Source organism: Sorangium sp. So ce302 (assembly GCF_051530145.1).
Taxonomy (GTDB): domain Bacteria; phylum Myxococcota_A; class Polyangia; order Polyangiales; family Polyangiaceae; genus Sorangium; species Sorangium cellulosum_B.
On the sequence record NZ_CP150326.1, the window covers coordinates 870486 to 892076 of the forward strand.

The window sequence follows — 21591 nt, forward strand, 5'->3', positions numbered from 1 at the left end:
AGAAGTCCGGCCATCTCTGGCCGGATTTCTGCGCCGCTTCAAGGCGACGTCGCGCGGGCGGAACCGGCTCTGTTTCCTCGGGGCTTCGCTCCGTTGTACGTCCCGTTCTACGCCCCGGTGTCCGCTTCGCGACCGCCCTGGTTCCGCCTGGCCAGGTAAGGCTCCTCGCCGCGCCTGACGCTGCACCGACCTCGGAGGCCGGGTTCGGTCTGCCCCAACCGGGACGGGCTCGTTGTGCTCCGCGATACGACTCGCCTCTTTCCGCGCGCGGCGTGCGGTGCGAACGCTCCCGCCGCCTGCACGGTCGAGGCGGTCGCACAAGCAAACCGTGCAGCGACCCGCAACGCCAAATTGCGCCGCATGGCGTATGTGCAACTTTACGGTGGGGGAGGAGGCTCAGGTAACCCATGGATATCTCACCGGGCACCATCGTTGGGGGGAAGTATCTGCTGGAGAGGCAGCTCGCGCGTCCGTTCGCGCGGATCGCGCGCGACCGCGGCTCTGTCTGGGCCGCGCGGGAGCTCCAGCTGGGCGTTCGCGTCGCCCTGAAGCTCTTCGACCCCGACGCCGGCGCCACGGGGGAGATCCTCTGGCTCGACCGCTGGGTCCGCGCCGCCGCCGAGCTCTCGTCGCGGCACGTCGTGAGCGTGCGCGATCACGGCACCGAGGACGGCGTGGTCTACCTGGCGATGGACCTGCTCTCCGGCGAGGATCTCGCGGCGCGCCTCGTCCGGCGCGGCCGGCTCTCGCTGGACGAGGCCGCGCGCGTCGCGGCGCAGGCCGGCGACGCCCTGCAGGCCGCCCACGCGGCGGGCCTCCTTCACCAGGGCCTCCGGCCGGAGAGCCTCTTCCTCGCGCTGGAGGGCGACGAGGAGGTCGTGAAGGTGCTCGACTTCGGCCTCCCGAGGGCGGTCGCGCCACGGCTCGTCGGCGAGATCGCGGCGGAGATCAGCGCGGGCGCGCTCCACTACCTCAGTCCGGAACAGATCCGGGCGGAGCGGACCCTCGACGCGCAGACCGATCTCTGGTCGCTGGCGTCGATCCTGTTTCGCGCGGTGACCGGTCACCTCCCGTTCCCCGGCGACATCGCCAGCGTCGTCGCCTCGAAGATCCTGCTCGCGCCGGTGCCCATCGCGACGCGGCTCGCGCCGAGGCTGCCTGCCGCGCTGGACGGCTTCTTCGAGAAGGCTTTCGCGCGCGACCGGGCCCGGCGCTTCCGCTCGGTGGAGGAGATGGTGTCGTCGTTCGCTCGCATCGCGGAGCACGCGCCGCCGCCCTCCTCTGGCCTCCCGCGCCCGCCCCTGTCGGCGCGCGCTTCCGGGATCGCCTCGGTGCGGGCGCCGATCGCGGCGTTCGCGCAGGGGAACGCGGCGGCCCCTCGCGCCGTCGTGGGGCCGGAGGCCGGCTCCGAGCCGCCGACCGCGAGCCGCACGACGCCGCCGGACACGCTGCTCGGCGCGGAGAGCGCCACCGTGCTGCGCGGGCTCGCGTCGCCCGCGCGCCTGGGCTGGCTCCTCCCCGTCGGCCTCGTCGCGCTGATGGGCGTCGCGACGTTCGTGACGCTCACGCGGCCCGAGCGCCCGAGGCCTGCGATGGCCGCGACCGGCGCCAGGGCGGCCGTGCTCACGGCGGCGCTCGCCGCCGGCAAGGCCCAGGCGGCGCGCGCCGCCGCGCTCGAGGCGATCGCCTCGCCGCCGGCTCGGCCGGCGCCTCCCGAGCCTCCTCAGCGCGGCGCCCGCGCGGCGGCAACCGCGCCCCAGGCCGCCGCTTCGTCGCGCCTCGCGCGGCCAGGCACCGCCACGGGGGCGGCCCCCACGGGCGCGCGCGTGCGCCAGAGCCTGCTGCACGACTGAGCGCTGCGCGCTACGCGCTCCGGACCGCGTCGTCGTCAGCGGCGGCCTTCTCGGCGGCGGCCTTCTCGGCGGCGGCCCTCTTCTCCGCGGCCGCGTCGCTCGCCTTGCGCGCCTCCTGCGCCGCGCGGATTGCCGACAGCGCCGCGCGCGCGTCGCCGCGCGTCCGTTCCGACGCCGCGCGCGGGTCGCTCCCGTTCCCGATGCGCGCGCCGGTCATCGTCTCGAAGTACCCCGACTCGACCCAGACGGCGCCGAGCGTGTGCGCCATCTCCGCGCCCTCCGGCCCGAAGTACCCGACCGAGCCGCCGTAGATCTGGCGCGGGCCGACCTCGAGGCGGCGGCTGACGCCGCTCGCGTGCGCCGCCGGCGCGCCGACCGCGCTGCCGCGCGCGAAGGCGGCGCGCAGCGCCTCGACGGGCGACGCGTCGCCTGCGCTCGGCCCCGCCGACGGATCGCGCTCGACACGGACGAGCGTCTCGCCCGACGCGCCTGCCACCGTGAGCCCCGGCGCGAACGGCGACTCCGCGAAGTCGAGGAAGTAGAGGTGGGTCGACGGCGCGAGCACCCGCAGCGCCCGGTACACGTCGAACGGATCCGCGCCGCGCAGCGGGGCTCGGAACCTGCGGGCGAGCACGACCTCCTTCGCCTCGCCGGCCGCGACGCGCTCGTGCGCCGCGGCCACCTTCGCGGCGAAGTCCTCGTCGGCCACCGGCGTCTCGACGTGCTCTGGCAGGGCGTGCGGATCGAGCGCGGGGAGGCTCATCTGCTCTGGCCCGTGCGACAGCTCCCAGGCGCATCGGCTCACGGCGCCCTGCGACTGGCCGGCGATCGTCATGGTCTGCGCCACGCTGTCGAACACGACGACGGTCGCGTCCTTCATGATCCGTCCGAGGTAAGCCTCGTCGGGCCACGGCTCGACGCCCAGGAGCAGGTGCACCGCATCGTACGCGAGGAAGCCGACCCAGGCCTGACAGACGCGGGCCGCCAGGTCGCGCGCCGTGCCCTGTGCGTCCGGCGCATTCCGCGTGTCCGCCGCCGCGGCTTGCGCGAGCCCGTCCGCGAGCGTCGCGAACGGGTCGAACCCGCTAGGGAGAAGGGTCTCGGCGCGCGCCCTGTAGCCGAGGATCGCGTAGCGGCCCCAGCGCTCGCCGGGCAGGGCGGACTCGAGCATGAACGACGACCGGCCCGGCGACTGGGCGCGGAGCGCGGCGTAGGCGCGGACCGGCGTGACGTGATCGGCCGGCAGGGTGCGGGTCACGACGGAGCTCATCGCAGCCCAGCCTACACGACGTTGCGCCGCGCGGAGAAGGCGGGCAAGGTACCTCGAAGGACGCGGTGCGAAGCGCGAACGCCCTCTCTTCGGCCCTTGGTTTGACTGCCTGCGGCGGCTGGCTGGTCGCCTTTGGCAGCTTGGCGGCTGCCTGCGGCGGCGCGCAGCCCGCCCCGGAGGGCGCGAGCACCACGGTCGTCTCGCTGCGGAAGATCGACTGCGAGGCGTGCGGCGCCGAGCTCGTCGCGGATCTCCGCGAGCGCCCGGGCGTCTATTCGGCCGCCTTCGACAGGCGCCGCGCCGAGATCTCCGTCACCGCGTCGCGGTCGTTCGACGTCGCGGGGACCGTGAAGCAGCTCGCCGCCGACGAGGGGTTCGAGGCGGTGCTCGGCGCCGGCCAGGGGCAGTACCTCGGCTGGGCGACGTTCCCCGAGGGCGCGGACGCCCGGACGATCGAGGACGGCGGCGCGGACATCCCCGACCTCGGCGCCCAGATCGTCCCGGGCAAGGTCACGGTCATCGACTTCGTGGCGGCCTGGTGCATGCCCTGCCGCAAGCTGGACGCGCACATGGTCACGGTGCTCGAGGCCCGCAAGGACGTCGCGTACCGCAAGCTCGACATCGTCGACTGGGACAGCCCGCTCGCCCGGCGGTACCTGAAGCAGGTCTCGAAGCTGCCGTACGTGATCGTCTTCGACACGTCGGGCGCGCGGGTCGAGGCGATCGCCGGCCTCGCGCTCGACGAGCTCGACGCGGCGATCGAGCGCGGCGCGCGGCGCTGAGCCGGCGCTGGCCCGGGCGCGCGCGCGTCCACGCTGCGCGCGCGGCGGGCCAGGCGTCGCCGCTCGGCGAGCGGATCAGTAGTGGCCGAAGAGGTCCTGGATGCGCGACTCGAGCGCGACCGCGATCTTGTAGAGCGACGAGATGGACGCCGACGACTCGGCGCGCTCGATCTGCGACAGCAGCGACACGCTGAGCCCCGTGCGGCGCGCCATCTGCTTCAGCGTGAGGTCCTTGTCCTTGCGGAGGTTCCTGATCGTGTCGCCGATGACGCGGTGGAGCTGCTCCTCGGGCGTGCGCGCGAGGCCCTTCTTGCGCATGACGCGGGCGAGCACCTCGCGGAACTCGTCCACGTTGAACGGCTTCTTGATGTAATCGACCGCGTCGAGCTTCATAGACGCGACGGCGCTCTCGAGGTTGGGGAAGCCGGTGAAGATGACGACGGCGATGTCGTTGTCGACCTTGCGGATGCGCTTGAGCACCTCGATGCCGTCGAGCTTCGGCATCATCAGGTCGAGGATGATGAGGTGGTAGCCGCCCGTGCGGACCTCTTCCTCCACGGTCGTGGGGTCGCCCAGCGTCTTGACCTGGTACCCGTCGCGCTCGAGAAGCGTCTGCATGTAGTCACAGATCGCGCGGTCGTCGTCGACGATCAGAATGCGTACAGCGGGAAGCTCAATTGCCACCTGTTCCTCCTCTCACGTCACGACCGCCGGAGCCGGCCGGTCGCCCTGGTCCGTTCTGGAAGGGGCCGCCCGTGCGGTCCCCTGCTCAAGTTGCGCGAGCAGGGGGCGAGGCCCTCACCGGCGCACCAGACGCCTCGCTCTCTGCTTCCTTTCGGCAACATCGGGATTCCAGTGACACTTTAACACGGCCTGAGCAAGTCAGGACGGGACATTTTTCTTGCGCTCCCACGATTCTTGGCTTCGTGAAACGTCCGGGGCGCCGGGGCGACCCCGAAGTGAGCGAATTCTTGCCACTTTTTGTCATCTGACGGTCATGTGGTGCGCGGGCGCTCCCGGGGATGCCGTGCGAGCCCGCGGTGCGGCCGTGGAGCCCTGATCATTTCGTCTTGACAAGCGGCTCGCTCTTGGCGATGTTGCGCGCCCGCTGTTCAGCGGGCGTTGCTCTTGGGGCAGCGAACGGGGCGTAGCGCAGCCTGGTAGCGCACTCGGTTCGGGACCGAGGAGTCGGAGGTTCAAATCCTCTCGCCCCGACTTAGTTCATCTGGGGATCCACGAAGGGCGGCCTGATGGCCGCCCTTCGTCGTTTGGGCCTGCCGACGGGAAGACGGGGAGCGGGGGGCTTCCTGGCCGTGGGCGTCTACGTGGACGTCTGGCCGTTTACGTCCACGACTACGACCACGTGGACGTCCACGACCACGTCCACGTCTGAGGATCCCGCACATCTTTTTTTGATCCGTTTCGGACCCGCCAAGCGTCTGAAATGTCATGGGAAATCCCGATGTGCCGGAAACGATGCCGTCGATCGTGCGCGAGTTCGAGACGGTGCAGCTGGGCGATGCGCGCCTGCATCAGCGGGTCCGGGCGGTGGTGGCACGGCTGAGCGTCGCGCCGGGCGAGAGCTTCCCGGACTCGCTGAAGACAGAGGCAGAGCTGGAGGGCTTCTACCGGCTCCTTGGCAATCAGCGCGTGTCGTATGGTGCGCTGGTGCAGGCCCACAGCGAGCAGACCCTCGAGCGGATGGCCGGTCACGACACGGTTCGCGCGGTGCATGACACCACCGCCGTCGCCTTCGACGGCGACGGCGCACGCAAAGGGCTCGGTCCGCTCAACGGCAAGGACACCCAGGGCTTTTTGGCGCACGCGACGCTCGCCGTGGCCACCGACGCGATCAATCAGCCGCTCGGACTGCTGGGCCTTGCCTGCTGGGCCCGCAAAGCCTCCGCCCTGTCCAAGAGCCCACGCAAGAAGAACAGGACGGGCAGCGACTATGCGCGCGTGACCGACAAGGAGTCGACGCGCTGGCTGCGGCAGGTGGAGGCGGCCGAGCAGGCCGTGGGCGACCGCACGTCGCTGCTGCACATCATGGACCGCGAGGCCGACGCCTACCCGCTTCTGTGCGCCATGGTCGAGCAGGGCCACCGCTTCGTCGTGCGCATGGCGCGCGATCGGAACGTGTCGGAGCTGGCCGAGGATGAGGAAGAAGCGCTCGACGACGGCGCACGGCTGCGGCTGAGCGAGGCGCTGGTCGAGCTGCCGATCCGGCTCAGTCGCGAGGTCGTGCTCACCCAACGCCGCGCCGGCCCTGTCCCGGCGAGCAAGCGCGCGCACCCCGAGCGCTCGGAGCGGAGCGCCACGCTGGGCGTCGGCGCCCGGCGCATAGCGCTGCGCCGTCCGTACTACCTGCCCGAGCTGGCCGAAGAGCTCGCGGTCAACGTCGTGCTGGTGCAGGAGATCGACACGCCCGCGGGCGAAGAGCCGGTCGCGTGGGTGCTGGCGACCAACGAGCCCGTCGACACGCCCGACCAGATCGCAGCGATCGTCGACCATTACCGGGCACGGTGGCTCATCGAGGAGTTCTTCAAGGCCCTGAAGACCGGCTGCGCCCTCGAGACGCGCCAGCTCGAGAGCTTCCGGAGCCTGACGAACGCGCTGGCGCTGTTCGCCCCGATCGCGTGGCAGATGCTGCTGCTGCGCTCTCTGTCCCGCGTTGAGCCCAACGCGCCCGCGGAACGAGCCCTGAACCCCACGCAGCTGAAGCTGCTGCACCAGCACCAGCCCAAGAAGTTGCCGGCTCAGGGGGCGACGGTAGTCGATGCGCTCTACGCCGTTGCCGGTCTTGGTGGACATCTCAAGCGCAACGGTCCGCCTGGCTGGCTGACGCTCGCGCGCGGAATGCAGACCTTGCTCATGCTGGAGACGGGCTGGAACGCCGCCGTTGCCAACTCAGCGAAAACTAAGGGGGAAATGTGATCAATCCTCAGACGTCCACGTTGACGTCCACGACCACGTTGGGGGGGCGTGGTCGGGGGCGGTCCTAGCCGGTGCGGCCCGCCAGGTTGGCGATCACGGCCGCTAGCTCCGACGCCTCGATCGGCTTGGGCACGTGCGACTGGAAGCCGGCCAGCAGCGCGCGTGTACGGTCCTGGGCGCTCGCGTACGCGGTCAGCGCCGCGGCGGGGATGCGCCCTCCCTGCTCGGGGCTCTGCGCACGCAGGCGCCGGATCAGGCTGTAGCCGTCCTCCCCGGGCATCCCGAGATCGCTCAGGATCACGTCGGGCTTCTCGCGCGCGATCGCGGACAGCGCCTCGTCGACCGTCGCGACCGCGGTGATGCTCGCCCCCTTGCGCTCCAGCACCGTGGTCACGAGCTCCCGCGCGTCCGGCTCGTCGTCGACCATCAGCACCCGGACGCCCTGGAGCGTCGGCTCCAGCTCGTTGGACAGGGGGACCAGCCCGTCGGCCCTCCGGAGCGCCGCGATGGCGCCCCGGGGCGCGAGCGGGATGTCCACCGTGAACGTCGCGCCCTTGCCGTCCCCGGCGCTCTCCGCCTTCACGGTGCCGCCGTGGAGCTCGATGAGGTGGCGGGCGATCGCAAGGCCGAGCCCGAGCCCGCTGTGCGGCCGCGTGCTCGTGCTGTCGGCCTGGCGGAAGCGGTCGAACACGTACGGCAGGAACTCCGGCACGATGCCCTGGCCCGTGTCGCTCACCTGGATGCGGGCCAGGCCCTCGGCCCTGCCGAGCAGGATCGAGACCTTGCCGCCGCGCGGGGTGAACTTGATCGCGTTCGACAGGAGGTTCCACACCACCTGCTGCAGCCGCGTCTGGTCGCCCGAGATCGGCCCCGCGTTCGGGTCGAGCTGCACGAGCAGCTCGATCCCCTTCGCGTCCGCGCCGTGGCGGACCGCGTCGATGGCGGCGTTGATGACCGGCGGCAGGTCGACCAGCATCACGTCGAGCCGCAGCTTGCCGGTGATGATGCGGGAGGCGTCGAGGAGGTCCTCGACGAGCTGCGCCTGGAGCGTGCCGTTGCGCTCGATCGCCTCCAGCGCGCGGACGTGCGTGTCCGGCTTCAGCGAGCCCTGCCGCAGCATGCGCGCCCAGCCGAGGATCGCGGTGAGCGGGGTCCTGAGCTCGTGCGAGAGCGTCGCGAGGAACTCGTCCTTGGCGCGGTTGACCTGCTGCGACTCGCGGTAGAGCTGGGCGTTGTCGAGCGCGAGCGCGGCGAAGTTGCAGAGCTCCTCGGCGAGCGCGAGATCCTCGACGGTGTAGCGCCGGCTCGGCTCGGTCGAGAGCAGCGTGATCGCCCCGCGCGTCCGGTCCCGGGCGCGCAGCGGCACGATCATCGCCGAGCGGACGCCGAGCTCCCGGAGCAGCGCGAGGTACGCCGGATCGTGCGCGCCGGACCAGCACTCGTTGCCGGGCTTCAGCGACGCGGCGCGCTGCCACGCCATGCCCTCGACCTCGGGGAGCAGGAGCGACTCGCCGCACCGGAGCACCGCGTGCACCGCGCGCGGCACCTCGGGATCCGTCGGGTAGCGGGCCGGGAGATCCCGCCCCAGCGCCTTCTTCGTGTCGCTCGCGTGCACGGCCGCGAGCCGGCCGAGCGAGCCGTCCGGCTCGACGATGTCCACCACCGTGGCGTCGGCGATGTGCGGCACCGCGAGGCGGGCGACGTTGGCCAGCGTGCTCTCGTAGTCGAGGCCCGACAGCGCGAGCTGCCGGCTCGCCTCGCCGATGAAGTAGCGCCGCTTGTCGGCGAGCCGCTTCTCGGTCACGTCGCGGAAGACCAGCACGAGCCCGACGAGCTCGCCCTCCTCGCTCCGGATCGGCGCGCCGTTCGAGTCGATCGCGAGCTCCGAGCCGTCCTTGCGCAGCAGCAGCGTGGTGTCGTCGAGCCCGATGATGCCGCCGTGGCGCAGCACCTCGGTGACGGGGTTGTCGAGGTCGTGGCGCGTCTGCTCGGAGATGATCCGGAAGACATCGGACAGGCGGCGGTCCTTCGCCTCATCGAGCGTCCAGCCGGTCAGCGTCTCGGCCACGGCGTTCATGAAGTCGATCCGCCCGGTGCCGTCGGTCGAGATCACCGCGTCGCCGATGCTCTTCAGGGTGGTCGAGAACTTGGTCTTGCTGACCCGGAGGTCCGCCTCGAGCTGCTTGAACTGGGTGATGTCGGCGAAGATGGACACCGCGCCGAGCATCTCGCCCTCCGGCGAGAAGAGCGGCGCGCAGCTGCCGAGCAGCATCCCGTGGGTGCCGTCGAAGCGCTGGAAGTGGACCTCCTCCGCGGGGACGCTCTCCCTGCGCGACAGGCACCGCGCCATCGACCAGTCGCCGCCCTCGAACGGCCGCCCGTCGGGGTGGAACGCGCGGTAGCGCCCCCAGCCCTCGACGTTCTCGGCGGTGGAGCTGCCGGCCCAGATCCGCTCGGAGGCGCGGTTCTGGAGGATCAGCTTGCCCTGGCTGTCGGAGACGATGATGCCGTGAGGGCTCTCGCTGAGGAGCGCGTCGAGGAGCCCGCGCTCGTGCTGGGTGATCACGCGCAGCCGCTCGACCTCGCGGCGCAGCGCCTCGATCTCCGTGTCGACCGGCGGCACCGACGCCGCGAGCGGCGTGAGCTCGAAGGAGGCGCTCGCGGTCGGATCGAGGCTCACGATCGCGCGGTCGATCTCCATGACCGTCGGGCCGATGAGCCGCCGCTGCTCCGTGGTCGTGGCCGTGTCGTACAGCAATGCCCGCGCCTGCGCGAGCGCCGCGACGATCGGCATGTCCGGGCGTTCGGGCATAGAGCTCAAGGGATCCCACGGCCGCAGGACGCGAACAAGATGCTACGTGCGCGACCTGACACGGAAATCGCGCCCGTGAACGTGAACTTCTCGCTGGACGGACTCATCCGGTGAGCCGGGGTACGCTCGCATCGCTGGAGGGCGGACGAGGTGCACCCCGGCGGGGTCGGTTGTGCTGGTCGCGTCGGTTGTGGTGGCCGCGTCGGTTGTGGTGGCCGCGTCGGTCGCGTCCGTTGCGTTGGTTGCGTCGGCCGTCTCGGTCGCGCGAGGACGGTCGCGCGAAGATCAGCTGCGGGCTGCCTGGATCTGCTTCACGAGCTCGGGCACGGTCGCGAAGAGATCGGCGACCAGGCCGTAGTCGGCGACCTGGAAGATGGGCGCGTCGGCGTCCTTGTTGATGGCGACGATGACCTTCGAGCCCTTCATCCCGGCGAGGTGCTGGATGGCGCCCGAGATGCCGACGGCGACGTAGAGCGAGGGGGCGACGACCTTGCCCGTCTGGCCGACCTGGAGGTCGCTGGCGGCGTAGCCGGCGTCGCACGCGGCGCGGCTGGCGCCGACGGCGGCGCCGAGGACGTCGGCGAGCGGGTCGAGGACCTCGTTGAAGCGCTCCTTCAGGGCGCGGCCGCCGGAGACGACGACCTTGGCCTCGGTGAGCTCGGGGCGCTCGCTCTTCACCTGGTCGAAGGAGACGAACTCGACGCGCTCGGCCGCCGCGCTCGGCGGGACGACCGCGACCTGCTCGATCGGCGACGTCGACCCGGTGGGCTCGGCGGCGGCGAACGCGCTCTGGCGGACGCTCACGACCTGGACGGGGGTTGAGACGGTGCAGACGCCGTACGCGTTGCCGGCGTACATGGGGCGCTTGTACTTGAGCTTGCCCCCCTCGGGGAGGAGCTCGGAGATGTCGCTCGCGAACCCTGCCGAGAGCCGCGCCGCGACGCGCGGGAGCAGGTCCTTGCCGTAGGCGCTCGCGGTGCCCACGACGACGGCGGCGCCCTTGGCGGCCGCCGCGACGGTCGGCACGTAGCGCTCGGCGACGTAGTCCTTCAGCGAGCTCGCCTGGGCGACGAGCACCTTGGCCGCGCCGAGCGTCGCCGCCTCGGCGGCCGCGTCGCCGAGGGCGTCGCCGATCACGAGGATCGAGTACGTCCCGCCGAGCGCCGCCGCCGCCTGCCTCGCGAACGTGACAGCGGAGTGGGTCGTCTTCTTCAGCTTTCCATCGGCGGCCTCGGCCACCACGAGAACGTCAGCCATGATCCCTCCTGCACGACCCGCCGCTGCGGGTCGGGGTCCGCGTCGGCGGCACCCTCGATGTCTTCGACCTCTTGTCGCGTCCGGTCTTGTCCCTGCTGCGTCCCGTCAGATGGCCTTCGCCTCGTTCTTGAGGCGCGAGACGAGCTCGCTGACGTCCTTCACCTTGATGCCCGCCTTGCGCGCGGGGGGCGGCTGGAACGCGCTGTACTGGACCTTGAGCGCCTGGTCCGCGGCGAGGTCGGCGAGCTTCACCTCGGCGAGGGGCTTCTTCTTGGCGGCCATGATCGCGGGGAGCGCCGCGAAGCGGACGCCGTCGTTGTACTTGAACGCGGGCGCCGTCTTCTGGGAGTAGACGCTGGTCGGCGCGACGATGCGCAGGTCGACGGTGACGACGGCCGGCAGTCGCACGCGGAGGGTGGAGACGCCGCCGTCGACCTCGCGGCCGACGAGGAGCGCGCCCTTCTCTTCCTTGATGGTCGCGGCGAACGTGGCGAGCGGCCAGTCGAGCAGCTCGGCGAGGATCTGGCCGACCTGGTTGGAGTCGCCGTCGACGGCCTGCTTGCCCATCAGCACGACGTCGGGCCTCTCGCGCTCGACGAGCGTCTTGAGCGCGCGAGCCACGAGGTCGCCGTCGAGCTTGTCGTCGGTGACGTCGACCCGGATGGCTTTGTCGGCGCCGGTGGCGAGCGCGGCGCGGAGGGTCTGCTCGGTCTCCTTCGGTCCGAAGGTGACGACGACGACCTCGCCCGCCCGCGTCTTCGGCGCCTTGCCGTCCTCGGTCAGGCGGAGCGCCGCTTCGAGCGCGTACTCGTCGAACGGGTTCGGCTTCCACTCGAGCCCGGTCGTCTCGATTTTGTCCCCGGAAGCGGGGATCTTCACCTTGTTCGCGTTATCCGGATCGGCGACGCGCTTGAGCGGAACGAGGATCTTCACGGCTCGGTGGCTCCTGTTGCTGTGTGGTAACGCAGAGCGTAGTCCGCCTCGGCAAGGACGCGCCACGCCTGCGGCAGCCGGGCCGGCGGCCCCATGCGTGGACCCGGCGCGCGCGGCTGAAACAGCACGCCCGAGGCGGAGGGAGCCGGTCATGGCAGCGCCGACGTGGTGCGTCAAGCAGACGCGACGGCCTATTCGAAGGGCGCGAGCCATTGTGAGGGGTCTCGCGGAGCGGGAGAGGCGAGGTGATCCATGGTGAGGGGGTGGCGTAGGGGGGCGTAACGGAGGCGATCCATCGAGAGGGGGAGGAGAGCGTCGTAAACGTGAACGTGGTCGTGGTCGTGGTCGTGGTCGTGGTCGTCGACGGCTCGATCGTTGACGTGAACGTTCTGCCGAAACCCTTGGCCAACGAATGGGAGCGGCGACTTCCGGGGGCCGTTCACGTTCACGACTGTGCCGTCGACGACCACGACCACGACTGAGGATTGATCACATTTCCCCCTTAGTTTTCGCTGAGTTGGCAACGGCGGCGTTCCAGCCCGTCTCCAGCATGAGCAAGGTCTGCATTCCGCGCGCGAGCGTCAGCCAGCCAGGCGGACCGTTGCGCTTGAGATGTCCACCAAGACCGGCAACGGCGTAGAGCGCATCGACTACCGTCGCCCCCTGAGCCGGCAACTTCTTGGGCTGGTGCTGGTGCAGCAGCTTCAGCTGCGTGGGGTTCAGGGCTCGTTCCGCGGGCGCGTTGGGCTCAACGCGGGACAGAGAGCGCAGCAGCAGCATCTGCCACGCGATCGGGGCGAACAGCGCCAGCGCGTTCGTCAGGCTCCGGAAGCTCTCGAGCTGGCGCGTCTCGAGGGCGCAGCCGGTCTTCAGGGCCTTGAAGAACTCCTCGATGAGCCACCGTGCCCGGTAATGGTCGACGATCGCTGCGATCTGGTCGGGCGTGTCGACGGGCTCGTTGGTCGCCAGCACCCACGCGACCGGCTCTTCGCCCGCGGGCGTGTCGATCTCCTGCACCAGCACGACGTTGACCGCGAGCTCTTCGGCCAGCTCGGGCAGGTAGTACGGACGGCGCAGCGCTATGCGCCGGGCGCCGACGCCCAGCGTGGCGCTCCGCTCCGAGCGCTCGGGGTGCGCGCGCTTGCTCGCCGGGACAGGGCCGGCGCGGCGTTGGGTGAGCACGACCTCGCGACTGAGCCGGATCGGCAGCTCGACCAGCGCCTCGCTCAGCCGCAGCCGTGCGCCGTCGTCGAGCGCTTCTTCCTCATCCTCGGCCAGCTCCGACACGTTCCGATCGCGCGCCATGCGCACGACGAAGCGGTGGCCCTGCTCGACCATGGCGCACAGAAGCGGGTAGGCGTCGGCCTCGCGGTCCATGATGTGCAGCAGCGACGTGCGGTCGCCCACGGCCTGCTCGGCCGCCTCCACCTGCCGCAGCCAGCGCGTCGACTCCTTGTCGGTCACGCGCGCATAGTCGCTGCCCGTCCTGTTCTTCTTGCGTGGGCTCTTGGACAGGGCGGAGGCTTTGCGGGCCCAGCAGGCAAGGCCCAGCAGTCCGAGCGGCTGATTGATCGCGTCGGTGGCCACGGCGAGCGTCGCGTGCGCCAAAAAGCCCTGGGTGTCCTTGCCGTTGAGCGGACCGAGCCCTTTGCGTGCGCCGTCGCCGTCGAAGGCGACGGCGGTGGTGTCATGCACCGCGCGAACCGTGTCGTGACCGGCCATCCGCTCGAGGGTCTGCTCGCTGTGGGCCTGCACCAGCGCACCATACGACACGCGCTGATTGCCAAGGAGCCGGTAGAAGCCCTCCAGCTCTGCCTCTGTCTTCAGCGAGTCCGGGAAGCTCTCGCCCGGCGCGACGCTCAGCCGTGCCACCACCGCCCGGACCCGCTGATGCAGGCGCGCATCGCCCAGCTGCACCGTCTCGAACTCGCGCACGATCGACGGCATCGTTTCCGGCACATCGGGATTTCCCATGACATTTCAGACGCTTGGCGGGTCCGAAACGGATCAAAAAAAGATGTGCGGGATCCTCAGACGACCACGACCACGTTCACGACCACGTTCACGACCCGCTGGTGACCGATGGTCGGGGGAGGGGAGCGTTTACGGATGCGATCCGTTGAGAGGGGGGTGGCGGAGGGGGGTGGTTAACGGATCGAGTCAGCCCGGAGGGCCCGGCGGAGGGGGGTGGTTAACGGATCGAGTCAGCCCGGAGGGCCTGGCGGAGGGGGGGGTTAACGGATCGAGTCAGCCCGGAGGGCCCGGCGGAGGGGTGGTTAACGGATCGAGTCAGCCCGGAGGGCCCGGCGGAGGGGGGTGGTTAACGGATCGAGTCAGCCCGGAGGGCCCGGCGGAGGGGGGTGGTCAACGGATCGAGTCAGCCCGGAGGGCCCGGCGGAGGGGCGGCCCCGTCAATCCACGCCGGTCGCCGGGGCTCCCTCGTCGATCGCTTTCTCGCCGGCGTCGGACGGCGCGCCGCCTTCCACGTCGGTCTCCTCCTTGCCGCCCGAGCGCCGGCGCTCGGCCTTGGCCGTCTCCCGCTGGAGCGGCGCGAGCAGCCGGCGCGCCGTCTCCTCGCCGGCCTCCTCGAGCTCCAGCATCTGGAGGACGCTGCGCACCACCTTGATCCAGCGGTTGCGCGCCCGGAGTTGCCCGCCGGGCGACTCGGCCGCTCCCGGCCGGTCCTCCGCCGAAAGGTGGATCCGCTGCGCGTCGAGCTTGCCGAGCTCGTCGCCCGCGGCGAACCACGACTGCACCGCCTTGAGCAGGTTGCCCCCCGGCGTCGGCAGCGCCCGGAGCGCCGCCTTGGACTCCGGCGTCAGCCGGTCGCGCGCGAGCTTCACCTCGCCGGCCTCATCGCTGTAGCTCGCCCCGATGAACTTGAGCCCATCCGCGAAGAGCTGATCGCGAATCTCGAGGTAAATCGCCGCGTCCTCGGGATCGTCGGCCAGATCGGCGAAGCCGGTGAGCACCGCGTGGGCGCCGCGCGCCTTGCGATCGTGGATCTGATCGACCACGACCTGCCTTTGCTGGATCGCGGAGAGCTCGTCGTTCGCCTTCTTCTGCCGCCGGTGCGACTTCAAGACGCCTTCGTGCGCTTCCTCGATATCGTCGATGAGCGGGGCGCACCGCTTCAGCGACCCGAGGCGCGGCCTTTCGCGCTCCGGGTCGAGCCAGGCGCCGGTGATCTGGACCATTTGACGAGGAGAGAGGTCTTTGAGGGCCATGGTGCCTCCTTGGTTGTCCTCCGGCGACGCGCCGGGGAATGCACCATTCGTCAAGCTCTCAGTCCGGATGGGCATTGTAAAGCCTCTTTTGCGCGGCGCGAGATTTCGAGTCGGCCCGCGGCGCGTCCGGGAGGGGCGCCGCGGCTCAATTACGGCTCGATTACAGCTGATTCGCGGCTCAAGAGGGGCTCAAGGGGGGAGGACGGTGTTATCGCCTGTAATTGCCTTTTGCGCCGGAAGCTCGGGTGGTCCGGCGCGAGATCCCTTCAGGCCCCTTCGCTCGGCGGCGGCTCCTCGACGTCGCTCGCCCGCAGATCGCCCCGGAGCCGCCTGCGCAGGTGCTCGTCCATGCGCATGGCGTGCTTCTCGTGGACGCCGAGCTCGGCCGCGACCTTGGCCCAGGAGAGGTCTTGCCAGTACCGGAGCTCGATGAGGCGCGCCTCCCGCTCGTCGAGGCCGCGGAGCGCGGCCCCGAGCGCCTCGAACGCGCGGGTGCGCGCGATGGCGTCCTCCGGATGCGCCTTGAGCCGCTCGCCGGTGTGCGCGACGAAGCGCGCGAAGACGAGCGCGCGGCACGGCTCCAGGAGCTGCTCCCGCGCGTCGGCGTCGTCGTCGCTGAACGGGTCGCTCGTGTCCCGCACCGACTCGGCCGCATCGAGGAAGGCGTCGAGCCCGGCGCGCTGGAACGACGCCTCGCGGGTGATCAGGCGGATGACGGCGCCGGCGACCCGCTTCCAGGCATAGACGCTGAACGGGACGCCGCGGGTCGGGTCGTATCCGGGGCTGGCCTCCAGGAGCGCCTGATAGGCCGCCTGCTCGCAGTCTTCGAGGCGCTGGGACGTCCGCACGCCATGGACCTGCGCTGTCGTGCGCGCGACGTGGCGGGCCATGGGCAGCGCCTCCAGCACGCGCTCCTGGTCAGGGAGAGGTGGAGGCGGGCGCTGGCCGCGGGTCACCGCCGCCCACCGAAGGTGCCGTCGCGGCGCGCCGCCGCCGCCTCGCCAGCCGCGGGCCCGCCGGCGCCCGAGGCGTCGCGGGCGACCTCGCCGCTCTCGGAGGGGACCGGAGGCCGGGCCCGCAGGCGGTCGTAGAGCGGCGCGGCGACGGGGTGCGTCTTGATGAAGATCGTGAGGAGCCTGCGGTAGTCCTCGATCTCCTCGGGGGAGAGCGCGCCGAGGTACGGGCCGAGCGCGTCGGCGAGGCAGTCCTCCAGGAGGGGATCGGCGCCGCCGGGCGGCTCCAGCGCGTCGGGCTCGTCGGAAGCGTCGTGCGTCATGGTGACCTCGAGCGGAGGGGGCCCGCGTGCGGCGCCCGTTCCTTCTCCTAAATCACGGCCAAGGGGGCGTTTCAGACAAGGAAAGCAACGCGCGGGGATCTTTTGTCCGCGCCCGGCGGCGGGGCCAGGCCGGGCGCGGGCCGGGGCCCTGCGCCGGGGGCCTGGGCCGGGGTCCCGGTGGGCAGGCAACACCTTGATTTGATGCAGGTTTTCATGAATCGACGCGGGGGGTGCATTTTCTTTGTCTGAACCGGCCCCCTGGTCGTGATTTCCATCTCAGGAGACCTCGCTGGTGGAACGCGGCACCTCAGACGGCTCAGGGCGCTCGGGCGGTGCCTGGGATGTGCTGGAAGGGACACCTTACCGGGCGGTCCGGGTGCTCGGGCGTGGGGGCATGGGGGAGGTCGTCGAGGCGGAGCACCGCGCGCTCCGGAAGCGGGTCGTCGTGAAGCTCGTCCGCCGCGCGCTGGCGCACGATCCGCGGTTCGCGGATCGGCTCCAGGTGGAGGCGCGGGCGCTGGCGGCGGTGTCGTCGCCGCACGTGGTGTCGGTCCTCGACCTGGGGCAGACGCCGTCGGGGCGTCCCTACTTCGTGATGGAGCGGCTCCGAGGGACGACGCTCGGGGAGGAGCTCGAGCGGCGCGGTCCGCTGCCGGTGGCCGAGGCGATCGATCTGGTGCGGCAGGTGCTGGCGGGGCTCGCGGCGGCGCACCGGGTCGGGCTGGTCCACCGCGACGTGAAGCTCGACAACGTGTTCCTGTGCGCGCCGGGGGCGGCGGCGCCGGGCAGCGCCCGGGTCGCGAAGGTGCTCGACTTCGGCGTCGCAAAGGTGCTCGACGGCGCCCTGGCCGGCGCGGCGCCGGGGGCGCCGCCTGCGGTGGACGGGCCGGCGTATCCGACCGACGCCGGACTGCTGGTGGGGACGCCGCGGACGGCCTCGCCGGAGCAGGCGCGGTGCCAGCCGGTGGATGCGCGGGCCGATGTGTATGCGGTGGGGCTGCTGATGTATACGCTGGTTGTGGGGCACGGTCCGTTCGCCCATGTCGAGGACGCGCTGGCGCTGCTGCGCGCGCACGTGGTGGAGACGCCGGCCCCGCCGTCGCGGTACGCGGCGCAGCGGATCCCGGCGGCGCTGGACCGTGCGGTGCTGAAGGCGCTGGCGAAACGGCCGGAGGAGCGGTTCCAGAGCGCCGAGGCGTTCGCGGAGGAGCTTGGGCGGATCGGGGCGGAGCTCGCGGAGGAGGACGGGAGCGGCGGAGCGGCGCGGATGCCGGAGGCGGAGGCAGGGTGGGGGCCGGAGAGCAGGGCGTGGTTCGAGGCGATGCCGGAGGGCACGAGCGGGACGAGGGCCGGCGCGGGCGTGGCGGTCGAGGCGGGGGAGGCGCCGGTGGACGCGCGGCTGTTCGCGGGGCTGACGCTTGCGAGCACGGTGGTGTTCTCGGCGATCGCGGCACTCGTGCTGCGCGGGATGGGGGTGTGGTGATGGCGCGGGAGGCGCTGAAGGCCGGGGACGTGTTCCTGGACTACCGGATCACGGAGGTGATCGACGCGGGTGGGATGGGGGAAGTGTACAAGGCGGTGGAGGACTACTCGGAAGACGTCGTGGCGATCAAGTGCATGCTGCCACGGCACCTGAAGAGAGAGGACTTCGCGAGGCGGTTCCGGCAGGAGTGCAAGTTCTATCCGAAGCTGAAGCACCCGAACATCGTGCGGATGAGGAAGGCCGGGGTGTCGCCGGATCACGTGGCGTACATCGTGATGGATTACCTCGAGGGGAGGACGCTGAGGAAGCTGCTCAACAAGGCATACCGTCTCGACTTCCTGAGCGCGATGCACGTGATGCTGCAGGTGGCGGACGCGATGACGTTCGTGCACTCGAAGGGGATATGGCACCGCGACCTGAAGCCCGAGAACATCATGGTGGGGACGAAGGCGGACGCGAAAGGGCACGTGTGGCTGCTCGACTTCGGGATAGCGAAGTTCGCGGACGGCGGGATGAACACCGATGATCTGCCGGACGTGGGGACGGTGAGGTACATCTCGCCGGAGCAGGTGAAGATGCTGTACACGAGCTCGAGGAAGGCCGAGCGCGTGGAGCGGGCGAGGCCGGATGGGCGTACGGACATCTACGCGTTCGGTGCGATTTTTTATGAGGTGCTGACGGGGAAGCACCTGTTCCTGGACGACAGCGAGCCGGCGACGGCGGAGGAGACGCTGACAGGGCACCTGGTGGCGGCGCCGGAGCCAGTGCACGAGATCGTGCCGGATTGCCCCGAGTTCGTGTGGCCGGTGGTGGCGAAGTGCATCGCGATCGACCGCGAGGAGCGGTATCCGCGGTTCGACGATGTGGCGCGGGACCTGCGGGGGCTCTTGAGAGAGACGGTGCCGGCGGGGCACGTGCTGGCGCAGCGGCTGGCCCGGGAGCGGATGGAGGCGGAGCGGCAGGCGGCGTTCGCGGGGGTGGCGCTGGAGGACAGCGCGCCGGTGGAGGACGAGGCGGAGACGGAGGAGGCGGGGCAGGAGGGCGGGATGGAGCGAGGGAGCGCGGCGGCGGCGGAGGAGGAGAAGAAGAGAGGGCGGCGGGTGGTGCACGGGGAGACGGCGCCGCTGGAGCAGTTCGTGGCGCCGGCGAGCGCGCTGCCGTTCGCGCCGGCGTCGCGCGTGCCGCGGGGGCGGGGGGTGGGGCATACGGAGCCGCTGCCGGCGCTGAAGCCGCTGGAGTCGACGGCGAAGCTGTCCGGGGCGTGGGCGGAGAGGATGGCGCAGCGAGCGGGGGCGGCGGCGATGCCGCAGCCGCCGGCGGAGGTGAGGGCGGGGAGTTATTCTGGGCCGTTGCCGCCGGCGGAGGTGAGGGCGCAGGCGTATGCGGGACCGGTGCCGATGGCGCAGGCGCACGTTGGGCCGGTACCGATGGCGCAGGCGCACGGTGGGCCGGTACCGATGCCGCAGTCGCATGGTGGGCCGGCGCCGATGCCGCAGTCGTATGGTGGGCTGGTGCCGATGCCGCAGGCGTATGCGGGACCGCCGCCGATGCCGCCGTCGTACGGCGGGCCGGCGTCGCACGTGGGGGCGCAGGGGTATCACGCGGGGGCGCAGGGGTATCACGCGGGGGCGCACGGGTATGGTGGACCGCCACCGTTGCCGGTGATGGAGACGCAGCACGCCGTGCCATTGAGGGAGGCACGACGAGCGGCACCGCAGCCGCCGCAGGAGGTGGAGCTGCCGTACGTGACGCCGCAGCTCCTGGCGACGGAGGCGTCGCGTCCGGGAACGGCGCCGCCGATCGCGGCGCGGCCAGCGGCGCCGAACTCGGTGACGGCACCGAGCGCGGGGCCGGCGGAGTCGTTGCGGAAAGAGACGCCGATGACGCCGGTGGCGGCGCTGCTGACGCAGCCGCGGCGAGCGCCGAGGGCGTACGTGCTGGCGCCGCTGGTGGCGCTGGCGCTGACGCTGGGAGGCGTGGGCGCGGTGCTGGGGCTGCGCTCGGCGCGCGGCACGGCGCCGGAGCCGGTGACAGGAGAGCCGGCGGCATCGGCGGCGCCAGCCGAGAGCGCGACGGCGAGCGCGGCGACGGCAGCGGCAGCGCCGGCGGCGCCGCCGCCCGAGGCGAGCGCGGCGGCGCTGGCGCCGGAGGCGCCCGCGCCCGAGGCGAGCGCGGCGGCGCCCGCGCCGGAGGCGACGGCGAGCACGGCCGAGGCGGCGGTGAAGGCCGGAGCCGTGGAGAAGACGGGGGCGGCAGCGCAGGCCGAGGCGCCTGCTCCCGAGGAGCAAGCGGCGGCGGCGAAGGAGCAAGCGGCGGCGGTGAAGGCAGAGCCGGCGAAGGCAGCGCCTGTGAAGGCAGCGCCGGCGGAGACGGAGGACGACGGGGACTTCTACCCGATGCCGAAGCGTCAGAAGCCGTCGTTTCTGCGGGTGATCGAGGAGCGGAAGAAGGGGGCGCCCGCGAAGCCGGCCGCGCCTGCGAAGCAACAGGGTGCGAAGCCGGCCGGGCCATGCGCCACGGCGGGGTGCAGGCCGTTCTAGTGTGTGGTCGCTGAGGAGAGAGGTCTTCGATGGGCAGCAACAAGGACAGCGACGACATCCGGCAGTACCTGCCGGACCTCGAGAGCATCCGGCGCGAGGCGGATCCTGAGGTTGCGGAGCGGAAGCTGCAGCAGGCGCTCAACAACCCGGAGCTGGACCGAGCGCTGACGGAGATGCAGCAGCAGAAGCCGACGGGACAGCCGCTGTTCCAGTTCCCGGTGGTGCCTGCGCTGGCCAAGGGGCAACCAGCGGTGCCGCCGCCGTTTCCGGCGCAAGCGACGCGGACGCCGCTGCCGGTGCAAGCGGTGCCGCCGCCGTTTCCGGCGCAAGCTGTGCCGGCGCAAGCTGTGCCGGCGCAAGCTGTGCCGCCGCGGCTTCCGGCGACGGCGCAGCAGCCGGCAGGACCGCAGGTGACGGCCGCGCATCAGCACGGCGCGGCGGTGCAGCACGGGGCGGCGGCGGCGCAACACGGCGCGACGATGACGCAGCGAGTGCCGGTGCAGCCGCAGGGCGCGCCGGTGCAGCAGGGCGCGATGGTGACGCAGCGTGTGCCGGTGTTCGGGGGCGCGGCGGCGCCGCAGCGCGCGCCGGTGCAGCAGCACGGCGTGCCGGTGCAGCAGCACGGCGTGCCGGTGCAGCAGCACGGCGTGCCGGTGCAGCAGCACGGCGTGCCGGTGCAGCAGCACGGCGCGACGGAGCAGAGCCAGTGGGCGGATCGAGCGCTGCCGCCGATCGACAAGGCGCTGCTGCCGTCGTCGTTGCTGCCGGTGACGCCGCCGCCGGTCGCGGTGCCGAAGGCGCCGGCCGCCACGGAGTCGACGGGAAGGCGCCGGCAGTGGATGCCGACGTGGCTGATGGTGCTGCTGGCGGTCATCGCGGTGAGCAGCCCGTTCGTGCTGGCGATGCTCCTGCGGCGAGAGACGCCGCCGAAAGAGCCGGAGCCGGCGCCGCCGTCGAGCGGGGCGCCGGCGCGGAGCACGCAGGCGCCGCCGGCGGCCTCGGAGCGGTTGCCGTCGCTGGCGCCGGCAGCGTCCGAGGCGATCGAGCCGAGCCTCGACGACACCGCGTCGGCGAGCGAACCGCCCGCGCCCGCGCCCGAGGCCCCGGCGCCGCAGGCGCCCGCGCGGCCGACGCGTGTGGCGCCGCAGCGACCGCAGACTCCGGCCGCGCCGGCACCCACGGAGCGGCCACAAGACGAAGGATGGATGGAGTGAGACCGCGTGG

16 protein-coding genes and 1 tRNA gene are annotated in these 21591 nt (G+C 71.8%); 8 read left to right on the top strand and 9 right to left on the bottom strand.

The window, feature by feature from the left end:
- Positions 1-407 precede the first annotated feature (407 nt).
- Complete coding sequence (locus WME73_RS03275; protein WP_437914696.1) at positions 408-1853, top strand: protein kinase domain-containing protein; 1446 nt, start codon at positions 408-410, stop codon at positions 1851-1853.
- Between the two features lie 10 nt (positions 1854-1863).
- On the opposite strand, the gene WME73_RS03280 is transcribed toward WME73_RS03275, so the two are convergent.
- Positions 1864-3123 (bottom strand): chorismate-binding protein, encoded by a 1260-nt coding sequence (locus WME73_RS03280; protein ID WP_437914697.1) that lies wholly within the window; start codon positions 3121-3123, stop codon positions 1864-1866.
- Positions 3124-3188: 65 nt separating this feature from the next.
- On the opposite strand from WME73_RS03280, the gene WME73_RS03285 reads away from it, so the two are divergent.
- Positions 3189-3905: a TlpA family protein disulfide reductase gene (locus WME73_RS03285; RefSeq protein WP_437914698.1), complete on the top strand. Its 717-nt coding sequence runs from the start codon at positions 3189-3191 to the stop codon at positions 3903-3905.
- 75 nt (positions 3906-3980) lie between these two features.
- On the opposite strand, the gene WME73_RS03290 is transcribed toward WME73_RS03285, so the two are convergent.
- Positions 3981-4589, bottom strand: a complete 609-nt coding sequence (locus WME73_RS03290) for a response regulator (protein ID WP_012233257.1) — start codon at positions 4587-4589, stop codon at positions 3981-3983.
- A 457-nt stretch (positions 4590-5046) separates the two neighbouring features.
- Here WME73_RS03290 and WME73_RS03295 point away from each other — a divergent pair.
- Together WME73_RS03295 and WME73_RS03300 are read left to right on the top strand one after the other, a co-directional pair.
- A tRNA-Pro gene (locus WME73_RS03295) sits at positions 5047-5120 on the top strand.
- Positions 5121-5354: 234 nt separating this feature from the next.
- Complete coding sequence (locus WME73_RS03300; RefSeq protein ID WP_437911522.1) at positions 5355-6839, top strand: IS4 family transposase; 1485 nt, start codon at positions 5355-5357, stop codon at positions 6837-6839.
- 64 nt (positions 6840-6903) lie between these two features.
- On the opposite strand, the gene WME73_RS03305 is transcribed toward WME73_RS03300, so the two are convergent.
- The 3 genes from WME73_RS03305 to WME73_RS03315 all read right to left on the bottom strand — a co-directional run bounded on the left by WME73_RS03305 (position 6904) and on the right by WME73_RS03315 (position 11841).
- A complete protein-coding gene (locus tag WME73_RS03305; RefSeq protein ID WP_437914699.1) occupies positions 6904-9651 on the bottom strand; it encodes an ATP-binding protein in 2748 nt (915 codons plus the stop codon).
- A gap of 285 nt (positions 9652-9936) precedes the next feature.
- Positions 9937-10908 carry an electron transfer flavoprotein subunit alpha/FixB family protein gene (locus WME73_RS03310; RefSeq protein WP_437744122.1) on the bottom strand — a complete coding sequence of 324 codons (972 nt, stop codon included), beginning with the start codon at positions 10906-10908 and terminating at the stop codon, positions 9937-9939.
- Between the two features lie 105 nt (positions 10909-11013).
- Positions 11014-11841 (bottom strand): electron transfer flavoprotein subunit beta/FixA family protein, encoded by an 828-nt coding sequence (locus tag WME73_RS03315; RefSeq protein ID WP_437914700.1) that lies wholly within the window; start codon positions 11839-11841, stop codon positions 11014-11016.
- 323 nt (positions 11842-12164) lie between these two features.
- Here WME73_RS03315 and WME73_RS03320 point away from each other — a divergent pair, with 323 nt between their 5' ends.
- Positions 12165-12323: a hypothetical protein gene (locus WME73_RS03320; RefSeq protein ID WP_437914701.1), complete on the top strand. Its 159-nt coding sequence runs from the start codon at positions 12165-12167 to the stop codon at positions 12321-12323.
- A gap of 7 nt (positions 12324-12330) precedes the next feature.
- Here WME73_RS03320 and WME73_RS03325 read toward each other — a convergent pair whose 3' ends face one another.
- The 4 genes from WME73_RS03325 to WME73_RS03340 all read right to left on the bottom strand — a co-directional run bounded on the left by WME73_RS03325 (position 12331) and on the right by WME73_RS03340 (position 16344).
- Positions 12331-13815: an IS4 family transposase gene (locus tag WME73_RS03325; RefSeq protein ID WP_437911522.1), complete on the bottom strand. Its 1485-nt coding sequence runs from the start codon at positions 13813-13815 to the stop codon at positions 12331-12333.
- A 437-nt stretch (positions 13816-14252) separates the two neighbouring features.
- Positions 14253-15068: a hypothetical protein gene (locus WME73_RS03330; protein ID WP_437914702.1), complete on the bottom strand. Its 816-nt coding sequence runs from the start codon at positions 15066-15068 to the stop codon at positions 14253-14255.
- Between the two features lie 266 nt (positions 15069-15334).
- Positions 15335-15958, bottom strand: a complete 624-nt coding sequence (locus tag WME73_RS03335) for a sigma-70 family RNA polymerase sigma factor (protein ID WP_437914703.1) — start codon at positions 15956-15958, stop codon at positions 15335-15337.
- Between the two features lie 62 nt (positions 15959-16020).
- Positions 16021-16344 (bottom strand): hypothetical protein, encoded by a 324-nt coding sequence (locus tag WME73_RS03340; protein ID WP_437914704.1) that lies wholly within the window; start codon positions 16342-16344, stop codon positions 16021-16023.
- 292 nt (positions 16345-16636) lie between these two features.
- Between WME73_RS03340 and WME73_RS03345 the strand changes: the two genes are divergently transcribed.
- Genes WME73_RS03345 through WME73_RS03355 form a run of 3 tightly spaced genes read left to right on the top strand, consistent with a single transcriptional unit; the run spans position 16637 to position 21581 of the window.
- A complete protein-coding gene (locus WME73_RS03345) occupies positions 16637-17827 on the top strand; it encodes a serine/threonine-protein kinase (protein ID WP_437914705.1) in 1191 nt (396 codons plus the stop codon).
- Positions 17827-20367, top strand: a complete 2541-nt coding sequence (locus WME73_RS03350; RefSeq protein WP_437914706.1) for a protein kinase domain-containing protein — start codon at positions 17827-17829, stop codon at positions 20365-20367. The genes WME73_RS03345 and WME73_RS03350 overlap by 1 nt, the downstream gene beginning before the upstream one ends.
- Before the next feature lie 29 nt (positions 20368-20396).
- Positions 20397-21581, top strand: coding sequence for a hypothetical protein (locus WME73_RS03355; RefSeq protein WP_437914707.1), 1185 nt, complete (start codon positions 20397-20399; stop codon positions 21579-21581).
- Positions 21582-21591: the final 10 nt, after the last annotated feature.

Coding starts and splice junctions, on each gene's coding strand:
- WME73_RS03275 (WP_437914696.1), top strand. CDS start 408: ATGGATATCTCACCGGGCACCATCGTTGGGGGGAAGTATCTGCTGGAG.
- WME73_RS03280 (WP_437914697.1), bottom strand. CDS start 3,123: ATGAGCTCCGTCGTGACCCGCACCCTGCCGGCCGATCACGTCACGCCG.
- WME73_RS03300 (WP_437911522.1), top strand. CDS start 5,355: ATGGGAAATCCCGATGTGCCGGAAACGATGCCGTCGATCGTGCGCGAG.
- WME73_RS03305 (WP_437914699.1), bottom strand. CDS start 9,651: ATGCCCGAACGCCCGGACATGCCGATCGTCGCGGCGCTCGCGCAGGCG.
- WME73_RS03310 (WP_437744122.1), bottom strand. CDS start 10,908: ATGGCTGACGTTCTCGTGGTGGCCGAGGCCGCCGATGGAAAGCTGAAG.
- WME73_RS03325 (WP_437911522.1), bottom strand. CDS start 13,815: ATGGGAAATCCCGATGTGCCGGAAACGATGCCGTCGATCGTGCGCGAG.
- WME73_RS03330 (WP_437914702.1), bottom strand. CDS start 15,068: ATGGCCCTCAAAGACCTCTCTCCTCGTCAAATGGTCCAGATCACCGGC.
- WME73_RS03335 (WP_437914703.1), bottom strand. CDS start 15,958: ATGGCCCGCCACGTCGCGCGCACGACAGCGCAGGTCCATGGCGTGCGG.
- WME73_RS03340 (WP_437914704.1), bottom strand. CDS start 16,344: ATGACGCACGACGCTTCCGACGAGCCCGACGCGCTGGAGCCGCCCGGC.
- WME73_RS03350 (WP_437914706.1), top strand. CDS start 17,827: ATGGCGCGGGAGGCGCTGAAGGCCGGGGACGTGTTCCTGGACTACCGG.
- WME73_RS03355 (WP_437914707.1), top strand. CDS start 20,397: ATGGGCAGCAACAAGGACAGCGACGACATCCGGCAGTACCTGCCGGAC.